The following is an 18796-nucleotide window of genomic DNA, read 5'->3' as shown; positions in this document are numbered from 1 at the left end:
TTTCGGGACTGCAAATATAGGTATTTATCTATCGCAGGCAAAAGTCACGCCAAAAAAACGCCCCGGTATTGTCGAATACCGGGGCGATACTATCTAGGTAGGACAACAGGAACTGGTCTTAGTTGCGGCCTTCCATCTGCTCTTTCAGGGCAGCCAGGGCATCGAGATCACCCAGGGTTGCACCACGATCCGACTGGTTGGAGGTCGAAGTCGACGGTGCCTTGGGGGCTTTCGGCTTCTGCTCTTTTACCGGCTCGTTTTTCTCCTGCCACGTTTTCGTGTGCGAGAGCATGATACGTTTCTCTTCTTTCGAGAATTCGGTCACTTTGAAGTCGAGGTTTTCACCCACTTCAGCGAAGGTACCGTCTTCTTTGCCCAGATTCTTGAGCGACGAGAAGCCCTCGATGCCGTAGGGCAGTTCGAGCGTAGCCATCTTGTCGTTTTTGCTCAGGATCGTGCACCGGTGAATGGTACCTACTGCAAACACAGACTCGAACGTATCCCATGGGTTTTCTTCGAGCTGCTTGTGACCCAGGGCCAGACGACGGTTGTCGACGTCCAGTTCCAGTACCACAACCTCCAGTTCTTCACCTACCTTGATGAAGTCCGATGGGTGTTTTACTTTCTTGGTCCACGACAGATCCGACACGTGTACCAGACCATCGATACCTTCTTCCAGTTCGAGGAACAGGCCGAAGTTGGTCAGGTTACGCACCAGGCCTTTATGCTTCGTACCGATGGCATACTTGGTCCGCAGTTCGGGGCGGGTCCAGGGATCTTCGGTCAGTTGCTTGATGCCCAGCGACATTTTCCGATCGTTGCGATCGAGCGTCAGCACCTGCGCTTCTACTTCGTCGCCTACTTTCAGGAACTCTTGTGGGTTACGCAGGTGCTGCGACCACGACATTTCTGACACGTGGATCAGGCCTTCTACACCCGGCATCAGTTCGAGGAACGCACCGTAGTCGGCTACGTTCACGATTTTGCCTTTTACTTTCGAACCAACCTGAATATCGTCCGACAGCGCATCCCATGGGTGAGCCTGCAGTTGCTTCATACCCAGCGAAATCCGCTTCTTGTCTTCATCGAAGTCGAGGACAACCACGTTGACTTTCTGGTCGAGGTGCAGTACCTCGGACGGATGGCTGATACGGCCCCACGAGATATCCGTGATGTGCAGCAGACCATCTACGCCACCGAGGTCGATGAACACACCGAAGTTGGTCATGTTCTTGATCACCCCTTCGAGTACCTGACCTTTTTCGAGGTTGTTCAGGATTTGGGCACGTTGTGCTTCGAGGTCTTTCTCGATCAGTACTTTGTGCGAAACAACTACGTTGTCGTTTGCATAGTTGATCTTGACGACTTTAACCTCCATTTTCTTGCCAACGAAAATATCGAAGTCACGGATCGGCTTCACGTCGATCTGCGAACCGGGCAAGAACGCTTCTACACTGTAAATATCAACGATCAGGCCACCTTTGGTCCGGCGTTTTACGAAGCCATCAATAACGAGGTCTTCGTCCAGCGCCTTCTGGATTTTCTGCCAGGCGGTGATTACTTTCGCTTTCTTGCGCGAGAGCACCAGCTGGCCGTTCGGGTCTTCCTGATTTTCTACGTAAACTTCAACTTCATCACCCATCTTCAGGTCCGGCAGATCCCGGAATTCAGAAGCTGGCACCAACCCATCCGACTTGAATCCGATGTTGAGCAGCACCTCCCGGTCTGTGATCCCAACTACGGTTCCCATCACCACTTCTTTCTCTTTAACCTCCGACAGGGTGTTGTCGTAGAGTTCTAACATCCGGTTGCGCTCGTCATCCGAATAGCCACTTCCAAATCCTTTGTTGTCTGCCCGGTCCCAATCAAATGCCGGCAGTTCGCGTTGCTGCGTTTTGCTCATAAAAAATGGTTTCCTGACCCACTCGGTACATCAGGCGCTGGGTCAATGGCGCGCTGACTTTTGGTTTATAGATTGTTATCCTTGAAAAAGGACTGCAAAGGTAAGCAATCTTTTCGGGCAAAAAGTTCTGACAGGCCGGAAAAAAGGCAGGGAGGCCGACAGAAAAGAAGCGGTTATCCCGTCCTTTCTGTCGGCCTCCCTGTCTGGCTACTGTTTTTTTATAAAAACGCTTTTTCTTTTCTGGCTAGAAACGGCATCCAGCTTTCTTCTATGGAGCCCGAAAATTCGCGTAAAAAAACCAGAAACGTAGGTTTGAACGGTTTCTGGCGCAGTTTCATGTTAGCTTCGTCGGGCGTGTAATCTCCTTTCCTGGAGTTACAGCGTTTGCAGGCGGTAGCCAGGTTATCCCAACTGGTTTTGCCTCCTCTCGATTTCGGCATAACATGATCAAGCGTGAGGTCTTCCGGCGTACCGCAGTACTGACAGCGGTGCCCATCGCGTTTGAATATATTCTGCCTCGTTAGCATAACGCCTTTGTAAGGCAGATTCACGTACCGATGCAGACGGATAACCGACGGCATCGGAAACTCGGCAGAAACGGTTCGCAGCATGAATTGCTCCGATTCGGCAACGAGTTCGGCTTTGTCTAAGTAAACCAGCAAAAATGCTTTGGGAACGGAGCAGATGCTGAGTGCGCTGTAATCTTGATTTAAGACTAATACTTTCCTGCCCATATCGCGTTTGGATGCCTCTGTACGGTAGCAATTTACAGACTTATCCACAAAACGACAAGATTTGTGGAAAATTAGTATCGCTCGCGCTGGAGATCCCGTTCGACCTCCCTTTCCTTTATGCTATCCCGCTTGTCATACAGCTTTTTACCCTTTGCCAGGGCGATATCGACCTTCGCAAAACCGCGCTCGCTGGTGAACATCCGGATAGGTACGATGGTCAGTCCCTGGTCCTTTAGTTTTTCGGTGAGCCGTCTGATTTCGCGTTTGGTGAGCAGGAGTTTACGGTCGCGCAGCGGCTCATGGTTGTAATGCGTCCCTTCTGCATACAGCGAGATATTCATCTGTCTGATAAACAGTTCATTCCCGTTAATGAGGCAGTACGCATCCTGGAGATTTACTTTTCCCTGCCGAACCGATTTGATTTCGGTGCCGGTCAGCACAATGCCAGCGGTGTAGGTTTCGAGAAACGAGTACTCGAACGAAGCCCGGCGATTGCGGATATCAACTTGTTTAACAATAGAAGCGGAGGCCATGTGTGCAAAGGTTAGACCAGTATGCTGGTCAGAAAAGGCGATGCAGTTTACACCCAGTTCCTGTGCCGACCTGTTTTGGTCAGGCATGAACGCCAAAAATATAAACCGGAAAAAGGCCACAAAGGTAGCCAGGTAAGAACACAAACACCGGGAAGCGGAGGGAGGTTTGCAAGGCCGGGCGAAAATAGTGTCTCGCCGGGGAAAGGTCGCCTGGGTAGGCCGATGTTGACACCCCGAAGAGTGGTAACGAAGTCACAGCCTCAAGACTTGTTACGGCATCGGCCCAACCCGGGCGGTGTTGGCCTTTTCTCCAGTCAGAAGCAATGACTCATCAAAACAGGATTGCTTAATTTTTAAGCAAAAACAATGCCTAACCCACAGGAATACCGGGAAATAAACAAAATTAGGGTCACGCCGAATCTGAAATTTAATTAACGGCTATACTGTGTCACCACAAAAAATAGGTCGTTAACAGGCCCAATAATCGTGCCACTTTTTGGGACGGCGCCTACCCATGAGATGACTAAAACAGCAAAAGGGAATCCGTCCGCTCTGGACAAATTCCCTTTTGTCGATTGGCCCTGAGCCGATCGGCTACTTCTTGGGTTGAGCCTGCTTGTCTTTGTATTCCTTGTTAAGCCCGTCCAGAATGGTTTTTGTCTGATCAGCATCGGGATTCGCGAACAGAATACCACCGCCTTTGGTGTAGCCCAGCACGAACTGGTATTTATTCTGTGCGTTGACTTTGTTCAGATAATCGTAGATCTGGTCGTAAAGCTGCTTGTTCTTCGCCTGTTCTTCAGCAGCCAGATTCTGGGCTGCGCGCTCGCGGAAAGCCAGGATATCCTGCTGCTCTTTCTGAAGCGAGGCTTCGGTAGCCCGGCCCTGCTCCTGCGTCATGGTAGCAGCCCGCTGCTGAAAAAAGGCCACCTTGTTCTGCAGGTTGCGCCCTTTGGAGGCCAGATCGTTTTCCAGCTGGAAGCGTTTGCTCTCGAGTACTTTCTGCGTGTCTTTGAAATACTCGTACTTGGTCAGCAGCGAGTCAACGTTTACGTAAACAATTTCTTTCCCCTTGGCCTGGGCTGGCTTGGTCACGGCAGTCGTCTCGGGCTGGCGGTCTTTAAAATGCAGGTAATACAGTACGGCTACGGCAATCGTCAGGACGACGTTAAGAATCAACGAAGCATTCTTCACGATAAATGAATTAGTTAGTGACTTGTTTATCTTACAAAGGTATAGGGATTTACGATTAGGAGATACGATTTGCGATTTGATTTCCGCTGGCCTGCCGGACAAAGAATCCGGCCACTCCGGCTAAACCACCCACCAGACCGCTCACCAGCGTTGTCACCAGGACCGGCAGCACCCCTCCGTTCGTTTTAAAAAGCAACTCGCTCATCCGCCCCACAAAAACCCCGTCGGTGCGGAGCTGTATCATCAGGGCGTACAGCAGCCAGACAATACCCACCCCGACGAAGCCATACACAAAGGCCCGTCCCGCGCCTGGACTCCGCCAGCAGCAGATAGCAAATGATACAACAGCCAGACTCCACCAGGGAAAAACGAGCTGCACCAGCAAACTCAGCACGGCAATGGCAATAATTTGACGCATATTCCAGAAACGACCCGTAGTCGCGTTGATTGATATATTGATCTGATCGTGACCTTATTTTATAGTAACCCGGCGCCTGATTCGGGCATGTTTCTCATCGGCCGACAGCAAAAAGAGCAATTCGTTGAGTTGCCCCGTACGCCAGGTTTCCAGCATGTTGAGGTAGTGTGGGCTCCCGGGGTTACCGGACTGCCCACCCGGATAAACGCCGTAGGCTCTCGGCTTCGGGCCGAGGGCTACCACCATCCGCCAGGAGGGGCCGGTACGCTCGGTCGTGGCGTTTACGATACCATTCCCTCCGCCAATCTGTACGTTCAGCGCGCTGAGGGCGTCGAGCCGGGCCAGGTGACTGATGCGGGTGGCTTTGTGCTTCCCCCACTGCCATGACGTACCGAGTGGGCCGTGCTGCCGGGTCAGCGAATCGACAGCCGCGCGGAAACTCTGCGTCAGTACATCATTGATGGTTTCGCGGGCGGGCGTGTTAACATCGTCGAACCAGCTGGCACTGGGGTCTTTTTCGGCCAGCTGGAGCGTACGGTCAAAGCTGGGGTAGCGCAGAGTGGTCGAGTCATTGTTCGGAAAATTATCGTTCCAGACCGCGTCCATGCATTGCCGCGTCCATTCGGTGAAGATGGTCGGTGCTATTTCGCTCACATCATTGGTGTAACGCCAGGCTTTCAGCACCGCCAGTGCCTTGGGCTGCTGGCCTGTCAGCTTTTGCGTCTGTACATAGTTCAGAAACACGGGCAGAGCGTTGGCCGCCCGCACGTTCATATTGTCGTTCTGTAGCTGCCGCAGACTGTCGGGAGTAGCCTGTTGCATGCGCGCTAACCGTTGGTTGATGCGTACACCCCGCTCGTAGGGAGCAAACTGCCAGTTGATGTAATACGGATAGGTTGGGTCGGTAGACGACTGGTTAGCGGAGCTGACAAACCCGCGCGGTGGGTTTTTAACGTGCGGATTATGCGCGGCCGGAATCCAGCCCTGCCAGTCATGAGCCGGGTTAGTCCCGTCGAGCAAAAACTTACCCTGATCTTTCCACTTCAACGGAAAGCGACCATTGGGCGAGATGGCAATGTCTCTGGCTACATCGGCAAACACGAAGTTTTGGGCAGGGGCTCCGTAATAACGCAGCGCTTCGCGATAATCGGCGTGGTTTTTAGCCCGGTCGAGGAGGTAATACGTCAGAAAATCGTTCGACTCTTCGTGGGCGATCCAGCGGGCGGCATACCCCACCGGAACATTTTTGGCGAACGGTTTCTGGCCAGCCATGTACATAACGGGGCCGTGGTGCGTATACAATACGGTATCTATTACGTCGGCCTGCCCTTTCACCTTGATTCGCTCGATACGACGGGTAACGGGTTTCCAGCGGTTGTCATGCCAGTACTCCCGCTGCGAGGCATCCCGGAAACGTATCTGATAAAAATCGAGTACATCAGCCCCCACGTTGGTGACGCCCCAGGCCACCTGTTTGTTGAACCCGATAATTACCCCCGGTGCGCCGGGCATGGTGGCCCCGTATACATTCATGGTTGGAGTAACGAGCTGCATCTGATACCAGATAGACGGCAGGCTGAGCGACAGGTGCGGATCGTTGGCCAGAATAGGATAGCCGGTGGCTGACTTTTGCGGACCAACCGCCCAGTTGTTACTCCCAATAGCCGGGTCGTGATCGGGCCATTTCATCGCCAGCGGTTCGCTGCTGGTAAACGCGTTGGGCGGAGTGGCCGGTACAGCAACTGGTTTGAAATCCCAGGACGTACCCACCGGAATGATAGGATCTTCGCGAAACGGGTAGTCGGGAAACAGATCGGCGGTAGCCGCCGGGCCAATCCGGCGGAGCACATTGCTCATGTTCAGGTCGTCGGCCCCAAGCGCCAGCACGCCCGACATGTATTTCAGGAAATAGGCGCACTTGATAGCCTGCCAGGGTTCGGGTTTGTAGCCGAGCAGTTTGTACTCCAGTGGGTACTGAGCCGGGCTGAGCTGGCTGATGTAAGCATTGACCCCGGCGGTATACGCTTCTACTGACTCCCGCGAGCGCGGATCGGTCAGCATGGCCTTGACGGATCGTTCGGCGCCGAACCCCATTCCCAGCCGCCGGTTGTACCGGTCCAGCTCCAGCGCCCGATCGCCCACAATCTCGGCCACGCGCCCGGCGGCAGCGTGTGTCTGAAATTCCATCTGCCAGAGCCGATCACGGGCCGTCAGGTACCCCTGCGCGAAATAAGCGTCGCGGTCGTTCTGCGCAAACACGTGCGGAATAGCCAGGTCATCGAATACGACAGTAACGGGTGCCCGGGTGCCTTTCAGGATCAGCTCTTCATCAGCGGCTTCAGTGGTCTCGGCGTTCTGCCAGAAACCCACAAATGGACTCAGTAAAGGCCCGAATGCCGGCACTACACCCCAGGGGCGATTCAACGCGTAAACCAATAAAACAGTCAGAATAACAAAGAGCGAAGCTTTAGCGTAGCGCATGCGTAAGGTGGGGCAAATTCTCGATTGGAAGTGCAAGTTTACGATTGCACCCAGCAAATAAAAAGTATTCTTATACTAACCAGACTTATTCTTTTTTACATTTGTCTACGATCAATTCTATAGGAGCTAGTGGTTTAAGAACGACTGCCGAATTATCATGGAAGTAACGGATGCCGAACTAACGTATCGTCTGAGTCAACACGACGAAACAGCCTTTGAAACGCTGTTTCGACGGTACTATCGTTATCTGTACAGTATTGCCGTTCAGTACGTGAAAGATCCGGAACTGGCCGAAGACGCGCTGCAGGAGGTATACCTGAAACTCTGGACGCACCGAACCCAGCTCGACGCATCGCAGTCGATAAAAGCCTATCTGGCTACTGCCATGCGAAACCAGATCATTAACCGGCTTCGCGACGACAGGCGGGCCATTCTGCGGCATATTGAGCGGCAGGCACTTTTGCCCGAAGCAGATACCTCGACCGAAGAGTCAATTACATTAAATGAATACAGCTCGGTTGTTCGTCAGGGCCTGCAGCTGCTGCCGCCCCAGCGCCGACTGGTATTCACCCTCCGCTCCGAAGTGGGGCTGACCAACGAAGAAGTAGCCTCACAACTTCGCATCTCGATCAATACGGTTAAAATCCATTATTACCACGCCTGTCGCTTTCTGCGCGACTACCTGCGGCATCATGCCGACCTGCCTACACTGGTGATTGCCGTGCTGAGCAGCCTATATCATTAAAATCAGAACTTTTTTTTTGATTCCAATAATACTTTAGAAACGCTGTGGTGTATAGTGAGTAAATGGACTCCTATACCCTATGACAGACGATGTACTCAATCGGTATTTTGCCAACCAGATTACGCCCGAAGAAGCCCAGCGTGTTCTGACCTGGTTCAATACAGATGAGGGCCGTGCGTACCTGGCAAACCGACTCGATAAGCAGTTGGGTCAGCCCAGCTGGCAAACTACCTCACCCCTTTCAGCTCCGGCAGCGGACCCGCTCTGGCAACGCCTGAACGAAGCCCGGCAATCACTATCTGCCCAGCCAACTCTAGCTATCAGACCATTGACCAGCTGGCGACAGCCTATGCGCTGGGCGGCTGTGTTTGTGGGTGCCCTGCTGATCGCACTCGGCAGTTTCTGGCTATATAATCAGCGCCAGCCCGCCGAGCTGACCCACCAGACGCCCTTCGGGAAAATTCGCACCCTCACCCTCTCCGATGGCTCCGTTGTAACGCTGAACGGCAACAGTCGCTTGCGGCTTGCCGAACAGTGGCGCCCTGGCCAGGCGCGCGAAGTATGGCTCGATGGCGAAGGCTTCTTCCGGGTTACCCACCAGCAAAACCACGAGCGCTTTGTTGTTCACCTCCCCAACAAGCTCAACATCGAGGTGCTTGGCACGCAGTTCAACGTGCTGGCCCGCGCCAGCCGGGCTAAAGTGGTACTGACTAATGGGAAAATCCGGCTCGACGTTGGTAAACGCGCTAAAGAGAAGTTGATCATGCGTCCCGGCGACCTGGTCTTCGCCGATATCAACAAGCGGATTTACTACCGAAAACGGGTCGACCCGGCGGTACAGTCGTCGTGGCAGGCCGACAAACTCCGCTTCGAGGATACCACCCTGCAGGAAGTGGCCGATATGCTGCGGGAAACGTACGGTGTCGACGTCGTTATTACCAATCCGGAGCTGGGCCGGCAAACCCTGTCGGGCAGCGTGCCCAACAACTCCGTAGAGACCATCCTGAACGGCCTATCCACCCTGTTCGATCTGCGTATCACGCGGAAAGGCAACCAAATACTCATTCAATAATCAATCAATTAATCTGTTATGAAGCAAATACTATCTACCCTGTGGCTGTTGTTGCTGATCGGAATTGGATCGGTCAGAGCACAGCTGCTCGCGTCAACGAGTCGGTACACCAGTTTACAGGCCAGAGCGAGCGACACCCGCATGCTTACGCTTCGGAACGCGCTGACCGAACTGGAGCAACGCTATCGCGTATCATTTATTTACCCATCCAGCCTGGTCGAAACCAAGGTGCTGGTGGGCCGCCATGCTGTCAATAATCTGGAAACCGAACTCACGACGCTGCTGGCCGGAAAAGATCTTTCGTTCCGGAAAATACAGCCTAATTTCTACGCCATCGTTTCGAATAAAGACAAACAGCCCCGGCTTTTTCGGAAAATCGAACAGGTACAGACCGGCACCAGCCAGCCCGCCGAAGCTACGGGCATACCGTCGCGAACGCTCGATAAACTGGAACAGATCGGCTGGACTACCACCTCCTCCCAGCCTCTGGCCGATATCAGCGGACGAGTAATTGACAAAACCGGCCAGGGTATACCGGGCGTCAGCGTTCTGGTGAAAGGCACCAACCGGGGTACTACCACTGACCCCAACGGTAACTTTACCATCAACGTACCGGCTCGTGGGGTACTGGTATTCAGCTTTGTCGGCTACGTGTCGCAGGAAGTGCCGGTTGGCGATCGCAGCCAGGTTTCAGTTACCTTACTCGACGACGTGAAAGCGCTGTCGGAGGTAGTTGTTGTTGGTTACGGTACCCAGAAACGGGCCTCGGTAACGGGCGCTATTTCATCGATCTCCGCGCAGGAAGTAACGCAACTTCCCGTTCCCAGCATCGAAAGCGCCATTCAGGGCCGGGTTCCGGGGGTAAGCGTTGTGAACAACGGTTCGCCCGGCGAGTCGCCCATCGTGCGCATCCGGGGTATCGGCTCCATTCTGTTTGCCTCTAACCCGCTCTACGTCATCGATGGCTTCCCGACCGGCGACCTCAACAACTTCGATTCACGGGATATTGAGTCGGTGGATGTGCTGAAAGATGCCAGTGCAGCCGCCATCTACGGATCGCGGGCGGCCAACGGGGTTATCGTCATCACCACCAAACGTGGCAAAGCCGACGGTCGGCTCCATGTGAGCTACGACGGCTACGCCGGTGTTCAGAGCGCCTGGCGGCAACTCGACCTGCTCAATACCGACCAGTATCTGCAATTTGGTACGGCACTGCTGCAAAATGCAGAGAATGATGCGGCCCTGGCGGCCAACCGCCCGCCGGTAGATGCGCGGCCCCGTCGCTTCCTGAATATGAACGACCCCATCTACACGGGCGCTACCCAGACCTACGCGCAGACCAACACCAACTGGCAGGATGAAGTATTCCGGAATGCCGCTATTCAGCAGCACAGCATTCAGCTGTCGGGTGGTAACGAGCGGTCCCGGTTCCTGTCGTCGGTTGGGTTCTTCACCCAGGATGGGATCATGATCGGTACAAACTACAAGCGGGGTAACTTCCGGCTCAACTCGGACCATACGATTAGCAAGCGGTTCACGTTTGGTCAGGCTCTGACCCTGGCCTACAGTGACCGCTATGGTGAGGTGAGCGCCGGCGGCCGTACGCAGGTGCAGAATATGATCAGAATGACGCCTTACATACCGGTTACGGATCCTTTCCTGCCCGGCGGCTATCGGGGTCCCGATGGCGCAGACGCGTCTGACCCGCAAAACCCGGTTCGGGCCGCGCTGCAGGATCGGACCAACTCCCAGCAGTTCAAACTGCTCGGTAGCGCGTATCTGGATGTGAAGCTGATCGAAGGGCTGACCTACCGGATTCGGGGCGGTGTCGATTACGTGTCGAACCGCGACTTTACCTTCCAGCCCATCTACAGCGAAAGCTTCAACGCCCGCACCCAGGCCACGATCGCCGACAACCGCAACGTTTACGTATCGCCCCTGATTTCTAACCAGCTGACCTACGACCGCACCTTTGGCAAACACAGCCTCAACGCCGTGGCGGTAGCTGAGCGCCAGGCTGCCAACTCCAACTTCCTGAACGGCAGCGGCCAGGCCCCTTCCAACGACATCCGGGAGATCTCGGCCCTGTCGCCGACCAGTGTGGGTCTGCAGGGTGGCCGTAACCAGAACGTCCTGTTGTCGTATCTGGGCCGGGTCAACTACGAATACGGCGGCAAGTACCTGCTGAGCGCATCGATCCGGCGCGACGGCTCGTCGAAGTTCGCTCCGGGCAACAAGTGGGGTAACTTCCCATCGGCTTCGGTAGGCTGGCGAATCAGCGAGGAGTCGTTCATCAAGAATGTGCCGGCTATCTCGGAACTGAAACTACGGGCCAGCTATGGCTCGCTGGGCTTCAACGGCATCGGCGACTACGACTGGCAGGTTGCGGTGGCGCAGAACACCAACGCCGTTCTGGGTGGTGTCCGTACGCAGGGGGTTTTCTACGATCGTCTGGGCAACACCTCGCTGAAGTGGGAAATCACCAAAATGAGCAACGTGGGCGTCGATCTGGGCCTGTTCAACAACAGCATTACCCTGACAGCCGAGTACTTTATCCGGAATACCGACGGGCTTATTCTGCCCCAGCCCATTGCGCCCTCGATCGGCTATTCGCAGTCGCCCATTGTCAACATCGGCAACATGCGCAACCAGGGTCTGGAGCTGCAGCTGGGCTATAACAAACAGAAGGGCGCTTTCCGGTACAACGCATCGGCCAACCTGAGCGCCATCCGTAACAAGGTGCTGAGCCTCGGCCCCAACGTATCGCCACTGTTTGCCGGTCTGAACGCCGACTTCGGCGGCAACGACATTACCCGCACCGTGGCCGGCGAGCCTATTCAGTCGTTCTACGGCTGGAAAGTGGCCGGTATCTACCAGAACACGGGCGAGGTCACGTCGGGCGCCAGCCAGCCGAATGCGAAACCCGGCGATGTCCGGTTTGTTGACGTCGACGGTAACGGCACGATCGATGCCAGCGACCGGGTGAACCTGGGTAGCTTCCTGCCTAAGTTCAACTACGGCTTTAACTTCAATGCCAACTACCGCAATTTCGACCTGGCGCTGTTCTTCCAGGGTGTACAGGGCAACAAAATTTATAACGGAACGAAAGTGCTGACCGAAGGTATGCTGCGGCTGTTCAATGCCGGCACCGGCGTACTCAACGCCTGGACGCCCGAGAACACCAACACTGACATCCCCCGTGCGGTCAGCGGTGACCCGAACGGCAACACCCGGACGTCGGATCGTTTCCTGGAAGACGGTTCGTACCTGCGCCTGAAGAACCTGAGCCTGGGTTACAACCTGCCGGGTGGTATGCTGCAGAGCTGGTCGCGCGGAACGCTCAGCCGGGCCCGGTTGTATGTATCAACCACTAACCTTCTGACGTTTACTAAGTATACAGGCTATGATCCTGAAGTGGGTTCACGGGCCAACGCAACGCTGACCAACGGCGTCGATTACGGTCAGTTCCCGCAGGCTCGTACCATGACGATTGGCCTTCAGCTCGGCTTTTAATGACTAAGTACACACAACAAACAGAGTAGCAGCCATTTCCATAAATTACTTACAGAAATGAATCGTCAATATATAACAACCAGCGTTGTCGCCCTCAGCCTGTTGATGGGCTGTAGCACCAGTAGCCTGGACAAGATCAACCCCAACCAGGTAACTACCGAAATCTACTACAAAACGGGTAGTCAGCTCGTTTCCGGCGTGAACTCGGTCTATGCCATCTGGCAAAGTCTGAACCTGACCGGGCGCGAGTGGTTCTTCACCCATGACCTCCGCAGCGACGACATGGCAACGGGCGGTGGCCAGCTGGAAGCGCCCCGTAACCAGATTCTGATTGGCGCCCAGCTGCCGAACAACGCGGTATCGGCCGCCGTCTGGAACGGGCTGTACCGGTCCATCCACCGGGCCAACGTCGTTATCGATAACGGAGCTACGGTCAACGATAACCCAACCCTGGCCAAACGGGCTGTTGGCGAAGCCCGTTTTCTGCGGGGACTGGCCTATCTTGAGCTGGTTACGTTGTGGGGCGGGGTGCCGCTCTATACCAGCGTTGTTACGGCGGTTGACGGCACCAAGCCCCGAGCCTCTGTCGATGAAGTGTATGCCGCCATCATTGCCGATCTGACTGCTGCCCAGGCTGACCTGCCCGCTTCCTACAGCGGTAACGACCTCGGACGGGCCACGTCGGGTGCAGCTGCGGCTCTGCTGGGACGCGCCTACATGCAGAAAGGCGACTACGCCAATGCTCGTACGCAGTTTCAGAAGGTAATCAGCTCGGGCCAGTACCGACTGATCGATCAGTACACGGATAATTTTACGGAAGAAAGCAAGTTCAACGCCGAAGGGGTTTTCGAGATCGGCTTCTCCAGAATTGGCGACTTTAACTGGGACGGCGACGGGAACGACGGCGGAGCTAACGAAACGACCACCCGCAGTCAGGAGTATAGCCCCATCGGCTGGCGTAACCTGATCCCGTCGGCTTCGCTGCTGGCCGAATTCGAGAATACAGCGAAGGGCGATGCCAAAACCGACCCACGGCTCAAGTTCAACTTCTACTTCATCGGTGACTCGTTCAACAATGGCACCCGTGTACTGGCCGACGCCGATGTTCAGGGCAATGCGCAAGTGTTCAACGGGGTAAGCCAGAAAGTGAGCTGGCGGAAGTATACAGCGCTCTACAAAAACGCCGAGACGTTCTACACGTCGGGGATCAACATGAAAATCATCCGCTACGCCGACGTACTGCTGGGCATGGCCGAGTGCGAAAACGAAGCTGGCAACACCGCTGCGGCCATTGCGCTGCTCAACCAGGTCCGGACCCGCCCGAGCGTAGCGATGCCTGCCTACCCGACCACCAATTACCCGGTCAACAGCAAAAACGAAGTATTCCGGGCCATTGTCCACGAACGCCGGGTCGAACTGGCGGGCGAGCAGATTCGGAACCGCGACATCCTGCGCTGGAGAGCCCAAAACAAGCTCGCCACCGAGCCTATTGCCTACTTCGTAAGAAACCGGCAGGAGCTGCTGCCCATTCCGCAACAGGAGCTGGACAACAACGCCCGTCTGAGCCAGCAGGATCAGAACCCCGGTTATTAAGTTATCTTTCATTTCGTGCCGCTACAAAAGCCTTCTCCAGCCGGGGAAGGCTTTTGTACGCCTATATTGCCTTATGCGCTTACTGCTCTTCATCGTTTTTGCGGCCTGGTTAGCCGGGTGCCAGTCCAGAACCGCCCGCTTCGATCGGATGACGGCCAGTCAGACCGGTATTCGATTTGCCAACACCATCACCGAAACCGATTCGCTCAACGTCCTTGAGTTCGAATACATCTACAACGGCGGGGGCGTAGGCGTGGGCGATTTCAACGGCGACGGGCGGCCCGACGTTTTCTTCGCGGGTAATCAGGTGTCGAGCCAGTTGTACCTGAACCGGGGCAACTTTGCGTTTGAAGACGTAACCCGCCCAGCGGGGGTAGAAACGCGCAGCTGGTGTACGGGCGTATCGGTAGCCGACGTCAACCAGGACGGGCGGCAGGACCTGTACATCTCCACCATCCACCCCGACCGCAACCGATCCGTACCGAACCTGCTCTTTATCAACACCGGCAACAACGCCGACGGTATTCCACAGTTTCGCGAGATGGCCCAGGCCGCCGGACTGGCCGATTCGAGCTATTCGACGCAGGCCACCTGGCTGGACTACGACCAGGATGGCGATCAGGATATGTTCCTGCTGACCAACGCGCTGGAAATTTATAATCGTAATACCGTAAGCGGTCCGCAAAACCAGGGACGTGCCCGCAGCCGCGACAAGCTGTTCCGCAACGACACCCCGGCCGGTGGCCCGCTTCGCTTCACGGATGTTTCGGATCAGGCCGGGTTGGTTCATGAAGGCTGGGGGCTGGGCGTGGTGGTCAACGACATCAACCTGGATGGCTGGCCCGACATCTACGTTGCCAACGATTTTCAGTCCAACGATGTCTGGCTCATCAACAACCGGCAGGGCGGGTTCGAGAACCAGATTGCCCGGCTGCTCAAACACCAGAGCCACAACAGCATGGGCGCCGACATGGCCGACATCAACAACGACGGACTGACCGATCTGGCGGTTGTTGATATGATGCCCAACGATAACCTCCGGCAGAAGACCATGTTCTCCAGCATTCCCTACGACCGGTTTCAGCTGGCCCGGCGCCTGGGCTACCAGCCCCAGTATGTCCGCAACATGCTTCAGCTCAACCGCGGGGGGGTAGCAGAGCCGGTAGCGGGAGAACCGGCGCCGAGTCCTCTGCCCCATTTCTCCGATATTGGCTACCTGGCGGGTACGTCGGCCACCGACTGGAGCTGGAGCGCGTTACTGGCCGATCTGGATAACGATGGGCTGCGCGATCTGCTGATCACTAACGGCTACCGCAAAGACATCACCGACCTGGATTTCACGAGCTACAACCGCGACGAAGGTACCTTTGGCTCCGACAACGACCGGCGCGCCAGCCTGCTCAAACGCATTGCCGACCTGGAACCGGTCGACAAGCCTAATTTCCTCTTTCACAACCAGGGCAACCTCCATTTTGCCGACGTTACCTCCGGCTGGGGCCTCTCGGAGCACTCGTTCACCAACGGGACGGCTTATGCCGATTTCGACGACGACGGCGACCTCGACCTGGTTATGAATAATATCAATGGTGAGGCCTTTCTCTACCGGAACCAAACGACCGAAACCGCTGCCGACTCCACTACGCATCACTTTCTACGCATCAGCCTGGTTGGCAGGCCGGGCAATCGCGAAGGGCTGGGTGCTAAAGTAGCCGTCTGGGCGGGCGGACAATGCCATTACCTCGAACACACACGCCAGCGTGGCTACCAGTCGTCGGTCGAGTCGGAACTGCACATCGGCCTGGGACCGGCCCAACGGATCGACTCGCTGCGGATCTGGTGGCCGGGCGGCAGTGGCCAGACGCTGCGGAACCTGCCGGTCAACCAGACGCTGACCCTCAACCAGCAGCAGGCCCGGCCGCAGCCGGCTTCGTTTATGCAGCTACAGACTCACGCCCAACCCCTGCTCACCGACGTTACGCAGGCGCTTGGGCTAACCTACCAGCATCAGGAAGACGACTTTGTCGATTATAAACAGCAGCAGGCCACCCTGCCCCGCAAACATTCGCAGATCGGCCCGGGGCTGGCCGTGGGCGACGTCGACGGCAACGGGCTCGACGATCTGTACCTTGCCGGAGCGGCCAACCGGGGTGGTACTTTTTTTCTGCAGCAGGCCAGCGGCCCGTTTGTCCGGCGCGACCGACCCGCAAAAATCCCCGAAGAAACGGGTGTACTGCTGTTCGACGCCGACCGCGACGGCGATCTGGATCTGTATGCCGTACACGGCAGCACCGAGTTTGGCCAGAACAAAACCCTGTATCAGGACAGCCTGTACCTGAACGACGGGCGCGGCCACTTCCGGGCGTCGGCCAGTGCCCTTCCCCCGACTACGGCCAGCGGCTCCTGCGTGCTGGCCGCCGACTACGACCAGGATGGCGACCTGGATTTGTTCATTGGCGGGCGGGTTGTACCCCAACGGTATCCCGAAGCAGCCCGCAGTTACATACTCCGAAACGACAGCGCCCCTCCGGCAGGTGCCCGGTCTTCGCCAACAGTTCGGTTTACCGACGTTACCGACCAGCTGGCCCCCGGTTTAGCCCGGGCGGGTCTGGTCTGTGCCGCTTTATGGACCGATGTGGACAAAGACAGCTGGCCCGACCTGTTGCTGGCTGGCGAATTTATGCCCATCACGCTGTACCGGAATAAGCAGGGGCGTTCGCTCGTGAACCAGGCTGCTCAGCAACCTGCCCTGCAGGCAGCTACCGGTTTCTGGAACAGCCTCACCCCCGGCGACTTCGACAACGACGGTGATCTGGATTACATAGCTGGTAATCTGGGTCTGAACAGCCGAATGCAGGCACCTCCCGGCCATCCCATCTCCGTCTACGCGGCCGACTACGACAAAAACGGCTCGCTCGACCCCATCATCAGCCTGTTCAACGGCGACAGGGAATACCCGCTCCACCCGCGCGACGCCCTGATCGACCAGATTCCTTCGTTCAAGAAGCGGATGACCTCCTACGCGGCTTATGGTAAACTCACCCTGCCCGACCTGCTTACCAGCGATGAGCGCGCCCAGTCTATGACCCGGCAGGCAACCTACCTGGCGTCGGCCTATATCGAGAACAGGAACGGCACGCTGTTGCTGCAACCGCTTCCCACCGAAGCGCAGTTCTCGCCTATCTTCGGAACGCTGGCTACCGACCTCAACCGCGACAATCAGCTGGACCTGCTCACCATCGGCAACGACTACGCCACCGAAGTCCTGTCCGGGTATCAGGATGCCGGCCTTGGCCTCTGTCTGCTGGGTGGGCGCCAGGGTACTTGGAAACCGCTCCGGCCCGCCCAGTCCGGCCTGCTGGTCGATGGTGACGCCAAGGCGATGGGGGCTGTGCTGCTGGCCAGTGGGCAGCTGCTGTACGTGTCGACCCAGAACAATGGCCCCCTGCGTGCGTATCAACTGGCTGATCATTCCATCCGATACCGGCGCCAGGCCGGTACTGACAAGGCGGCAAAACCGGGCCAGCGGCTGCCTGAATCCGGCTGGGGCGGGGGCTATCTTTCGCAGTCGTCGCGGGTGGTCAGAGAGCGATCCAATTAAACGGAAACCGTACATTTGGCAGATCAACCTACTAGTTTATGCGTTTCATCCTGGTTCTGTTTTGCATGGCTGCTACTGCTTTTGTTGACCCCGCCCCCCCGGCTTTCGACTTGCAGGGCCACCGCGGCTGTCGGGGACTGATGCCCGAAAACACGGTTCCTGCTTTTCTGAAAGCCCTCGACCTGGGCGTTACAACCCTCGAAATGGACGTTGTTATCAGTAAGGATCGTCAGGTAGTTGTGTCGCATGAGCCGTATTTCAACGCAGCTTTCAGTATCAAACCCGACGGCACGCCGGTCAGCAAGAGCGAGCAGAAGAGCCTGATCCTGTACCAGATGAACTACGCCGACATAAAGCGATACGACGTCGGATCGAACGGCAATTCGGCCTACCCGGAGCAGCAGAAACTGAACACCTACAAGCCGTTGCTGAGCGAGGTAATCGAACGGGCCGAAGCCTACCGAAAAGTAAATAAAGGGCCCGCTTTCTCGTACAACATCGAGCTGAAAAGCGAGTCGTCGGAATACGATAAAAGCCAACCCCAGCCGGCGGCCTTCTGCGACCTGGTGCAGGCCATCCTGAAGAAGCAGCTACCCGCTGATCGGGTGACTATACAAAGCTTCGATTTCGCCATTCTGAAGCACTGGCAGCAGCAGGCAGCGGCCGGCGTTTATCCCCGCGTCAGGCTGGCCGCCCTGGTCGAAAACCTGCGTAGTCCCGAAAAAAACCTCGAAGAGCTGGGCTTCAAACCCGATATCTACAGCCCTTATTACCGACTCCTGAGCCAGGATAAAATTGCCCGGCTGCACGAACAGAAGATCAACGTAATTCCCTGGACGGTAAACCAGCGCGACGACATGGAGCGGCTGAAAGCCTGGGGTGTCGATGGGTTGATTACCGATTATCCAGACCGGGCAAAAGGACTCTGACTACCCTCGCCAACCCGGGTAGTCCAAACTAACCCCCGTCTTTTCAAGTTTGTATGACTGACCAATAGGTTTAGGTCGGTTTT

12 protein-coding genes are annotated in these 18796 nt (G+C 56.1%); 6 read left to right on the top strand and 6 right to left on the bottom strand.

Going from position 1 to position 18796, the window contains the following annotated elements; all coding sequences use genetic code 11:
- Positions 1-118: 118 nt before the first annotated feature.
- The 6 genes from rpsA to EQG79_RS23955 all read right to left on the bottom strand — a co-directional run bounded on the left by rpsA (position 119) and on the right by EQG79_RS23955 (position 7263).
- A complete protein-coding gene (rpsA, locus tag EQG79_RS23980; RefSeq protein WP_129604871.1) occupies positions 119-1903 on the bottom strand; it encodes a 30S ribosomal protein S1 in 1785 nt (594 codons plus the stop codon).
- Positions 1904-2121: 218 nt separating this feature from the next.
- Positions 2122-2637 carry an HNH endonuclease gene (locus EQG79_RS23975; RefSeq protein ID WP_077922107.1) on the bottom strand — a complete coding sequence of 172 codons (516 nt, stop codon included), beginning with the start codon at positions 2635-2637 and terminating at the stop codon, positions 2122-2124.
- A gap of 71 nt (positions 2638-2708) precedes the next feature.
- Complete coding sequence (gene smpB, locus EQG79_RS23970; RefSeq protein ID WP_077922108.1) at positions 2709-3170, bottom strand: SsrA-binding protein SmpB; 462 nt, start codon at positions 3168-3170, stop codon at positions 2709-2711.
- Between the two features lie 594 nt (positions 3171-3764).
- Positions 3765-4364: an OmpH family outer membrane protein gene (locus EQG79_RS23965; protein WP_077922109.1), complete on the bottom strand. Its 600-nt coding sequence runs from the start codon at positions 4362-4364 to the stop codon at positions 3765-3767.
- Between the two features lie 55 nt (positions 4365-4419).
- Entirely contained in the window at positions 4420-4782 is a 363-nt protein-coding gene (locus tag EQG79_RS23960; protein WP_077922110.1) for a hypothetical protein, read from the bottom strand.
- A 54-nt stretch (positions 4783-4836) separates the two neighbouring features.
- Positions 4837-7263: a penicillin acylase family protein gene (locus tag EQG79_RS23955; protein ID WP_129604867.1), complete on the bottom strand. Its 2427-nt coding sequence runs from the start codon at positions 7261-7263 to the stop codon at positions 4837-4839.
- 157 nt (positions 7264-7420) lie between these two features.
- Between EQG79_RS23955 and EQG79_RS23950 the strand changes: the two genes are divergently transcribed.
- The 6 genes from EQG79_RS23950 to EQG79_RS23925 all read left to right on the top strand — a co-directional run bounded on the left by EQG79_RS23950 (position 7421) and on the right by EQG79_RS23925 (position 18713).
- Positions 7421-8008 (top strand): RNA polymerase sigma factor, encoded by a 588-nt coding sequence (locus EQG79_RS23950; protein WP_077922112.1) that lies wholly within the window; start codon positions 7421-7423, stop codon positions 8006-8008.
- 79 nt (positions 8009-8087) lie between these two features.
- Positions 8088-9080 carry a FecR family protein gene (locus EQG79_RS23945; RefSeq protein WP_077922113.1) on the top strand — a complete coding sequence of 331 codons (993 nt, stop codon included), beginning with the start codon at positions 8088-8090 and terminating at the stop codon, positions 9078-9080.
- An 18-nt stretch (positions 9081-9098) separates the two neighbouring features.
- The gene (locus tag EQG79_RS23940; protein WP_077922114.1) at positions 9099-12593 is read left to right on the top strand and encodes a SusC/RagA family TonB-linked outer membrane protein; all 3495 of its coding nucleotides are present in this window, start codon (positions 9099-9101) and stop codon (positions 12591-12593) included.
- A 57-nt stretch (positions 12594-12650) separates the two neighbouring features.
- On the top strand, positions 12651-14186 hold the full coding sequence (locus EQG79_RS23935) for a RagB/SusD family nutrient uptake outer membrane protein (RefSeq protein ID WP_077922115.1): 1536 nt from the start codon (positions 12651-12653) through the stop codon (positions 14184-14186).
- A 73-nt stretch (positions 14187-14259) separates the two neighbouring features.
- On the top strand, positions 14260-17784 hold the full coding sequence (locus EQG79_RS23930; protein ID WP_129604864.1) for a VCBS repeat-containing protein: 3525 nt from the start codon (positions 14260-14262) through the stop codon (positions 17782-17784).
- Positions 17785-17822: 38 nt separating this feature from the next.
- The gene (locus tag EQG79_RS23925; protein ID WP_170315664.1) at positions 17823-18713 is read left to right on the top strand and encodes a glycerophosphodiester phosphodiesterase family protein; all 891 of its coding nucleotides are present in this window, start codon (positions 17823-17825) and stop codon (positions 18711-18713) included.
- The last annotated feature ends 83 nt before the right edge of the window (positions 18714-18796 follow it).

The sequence above is a fragment of the Spirosoma sordidisoli genome, from assembly GCF_004138325.1.
GTDB lineage: Bacteria > Bacteroidota > Bacteroidia > Cytophagales > Spirosomataceae > Spirosoma > Spirosoma sordidisoli.
The sequence above is the reverse complement of the archived record's forward strand: the minus strand, read 5'-3'. Positions and strand labels throughout refer to the sequence as shown.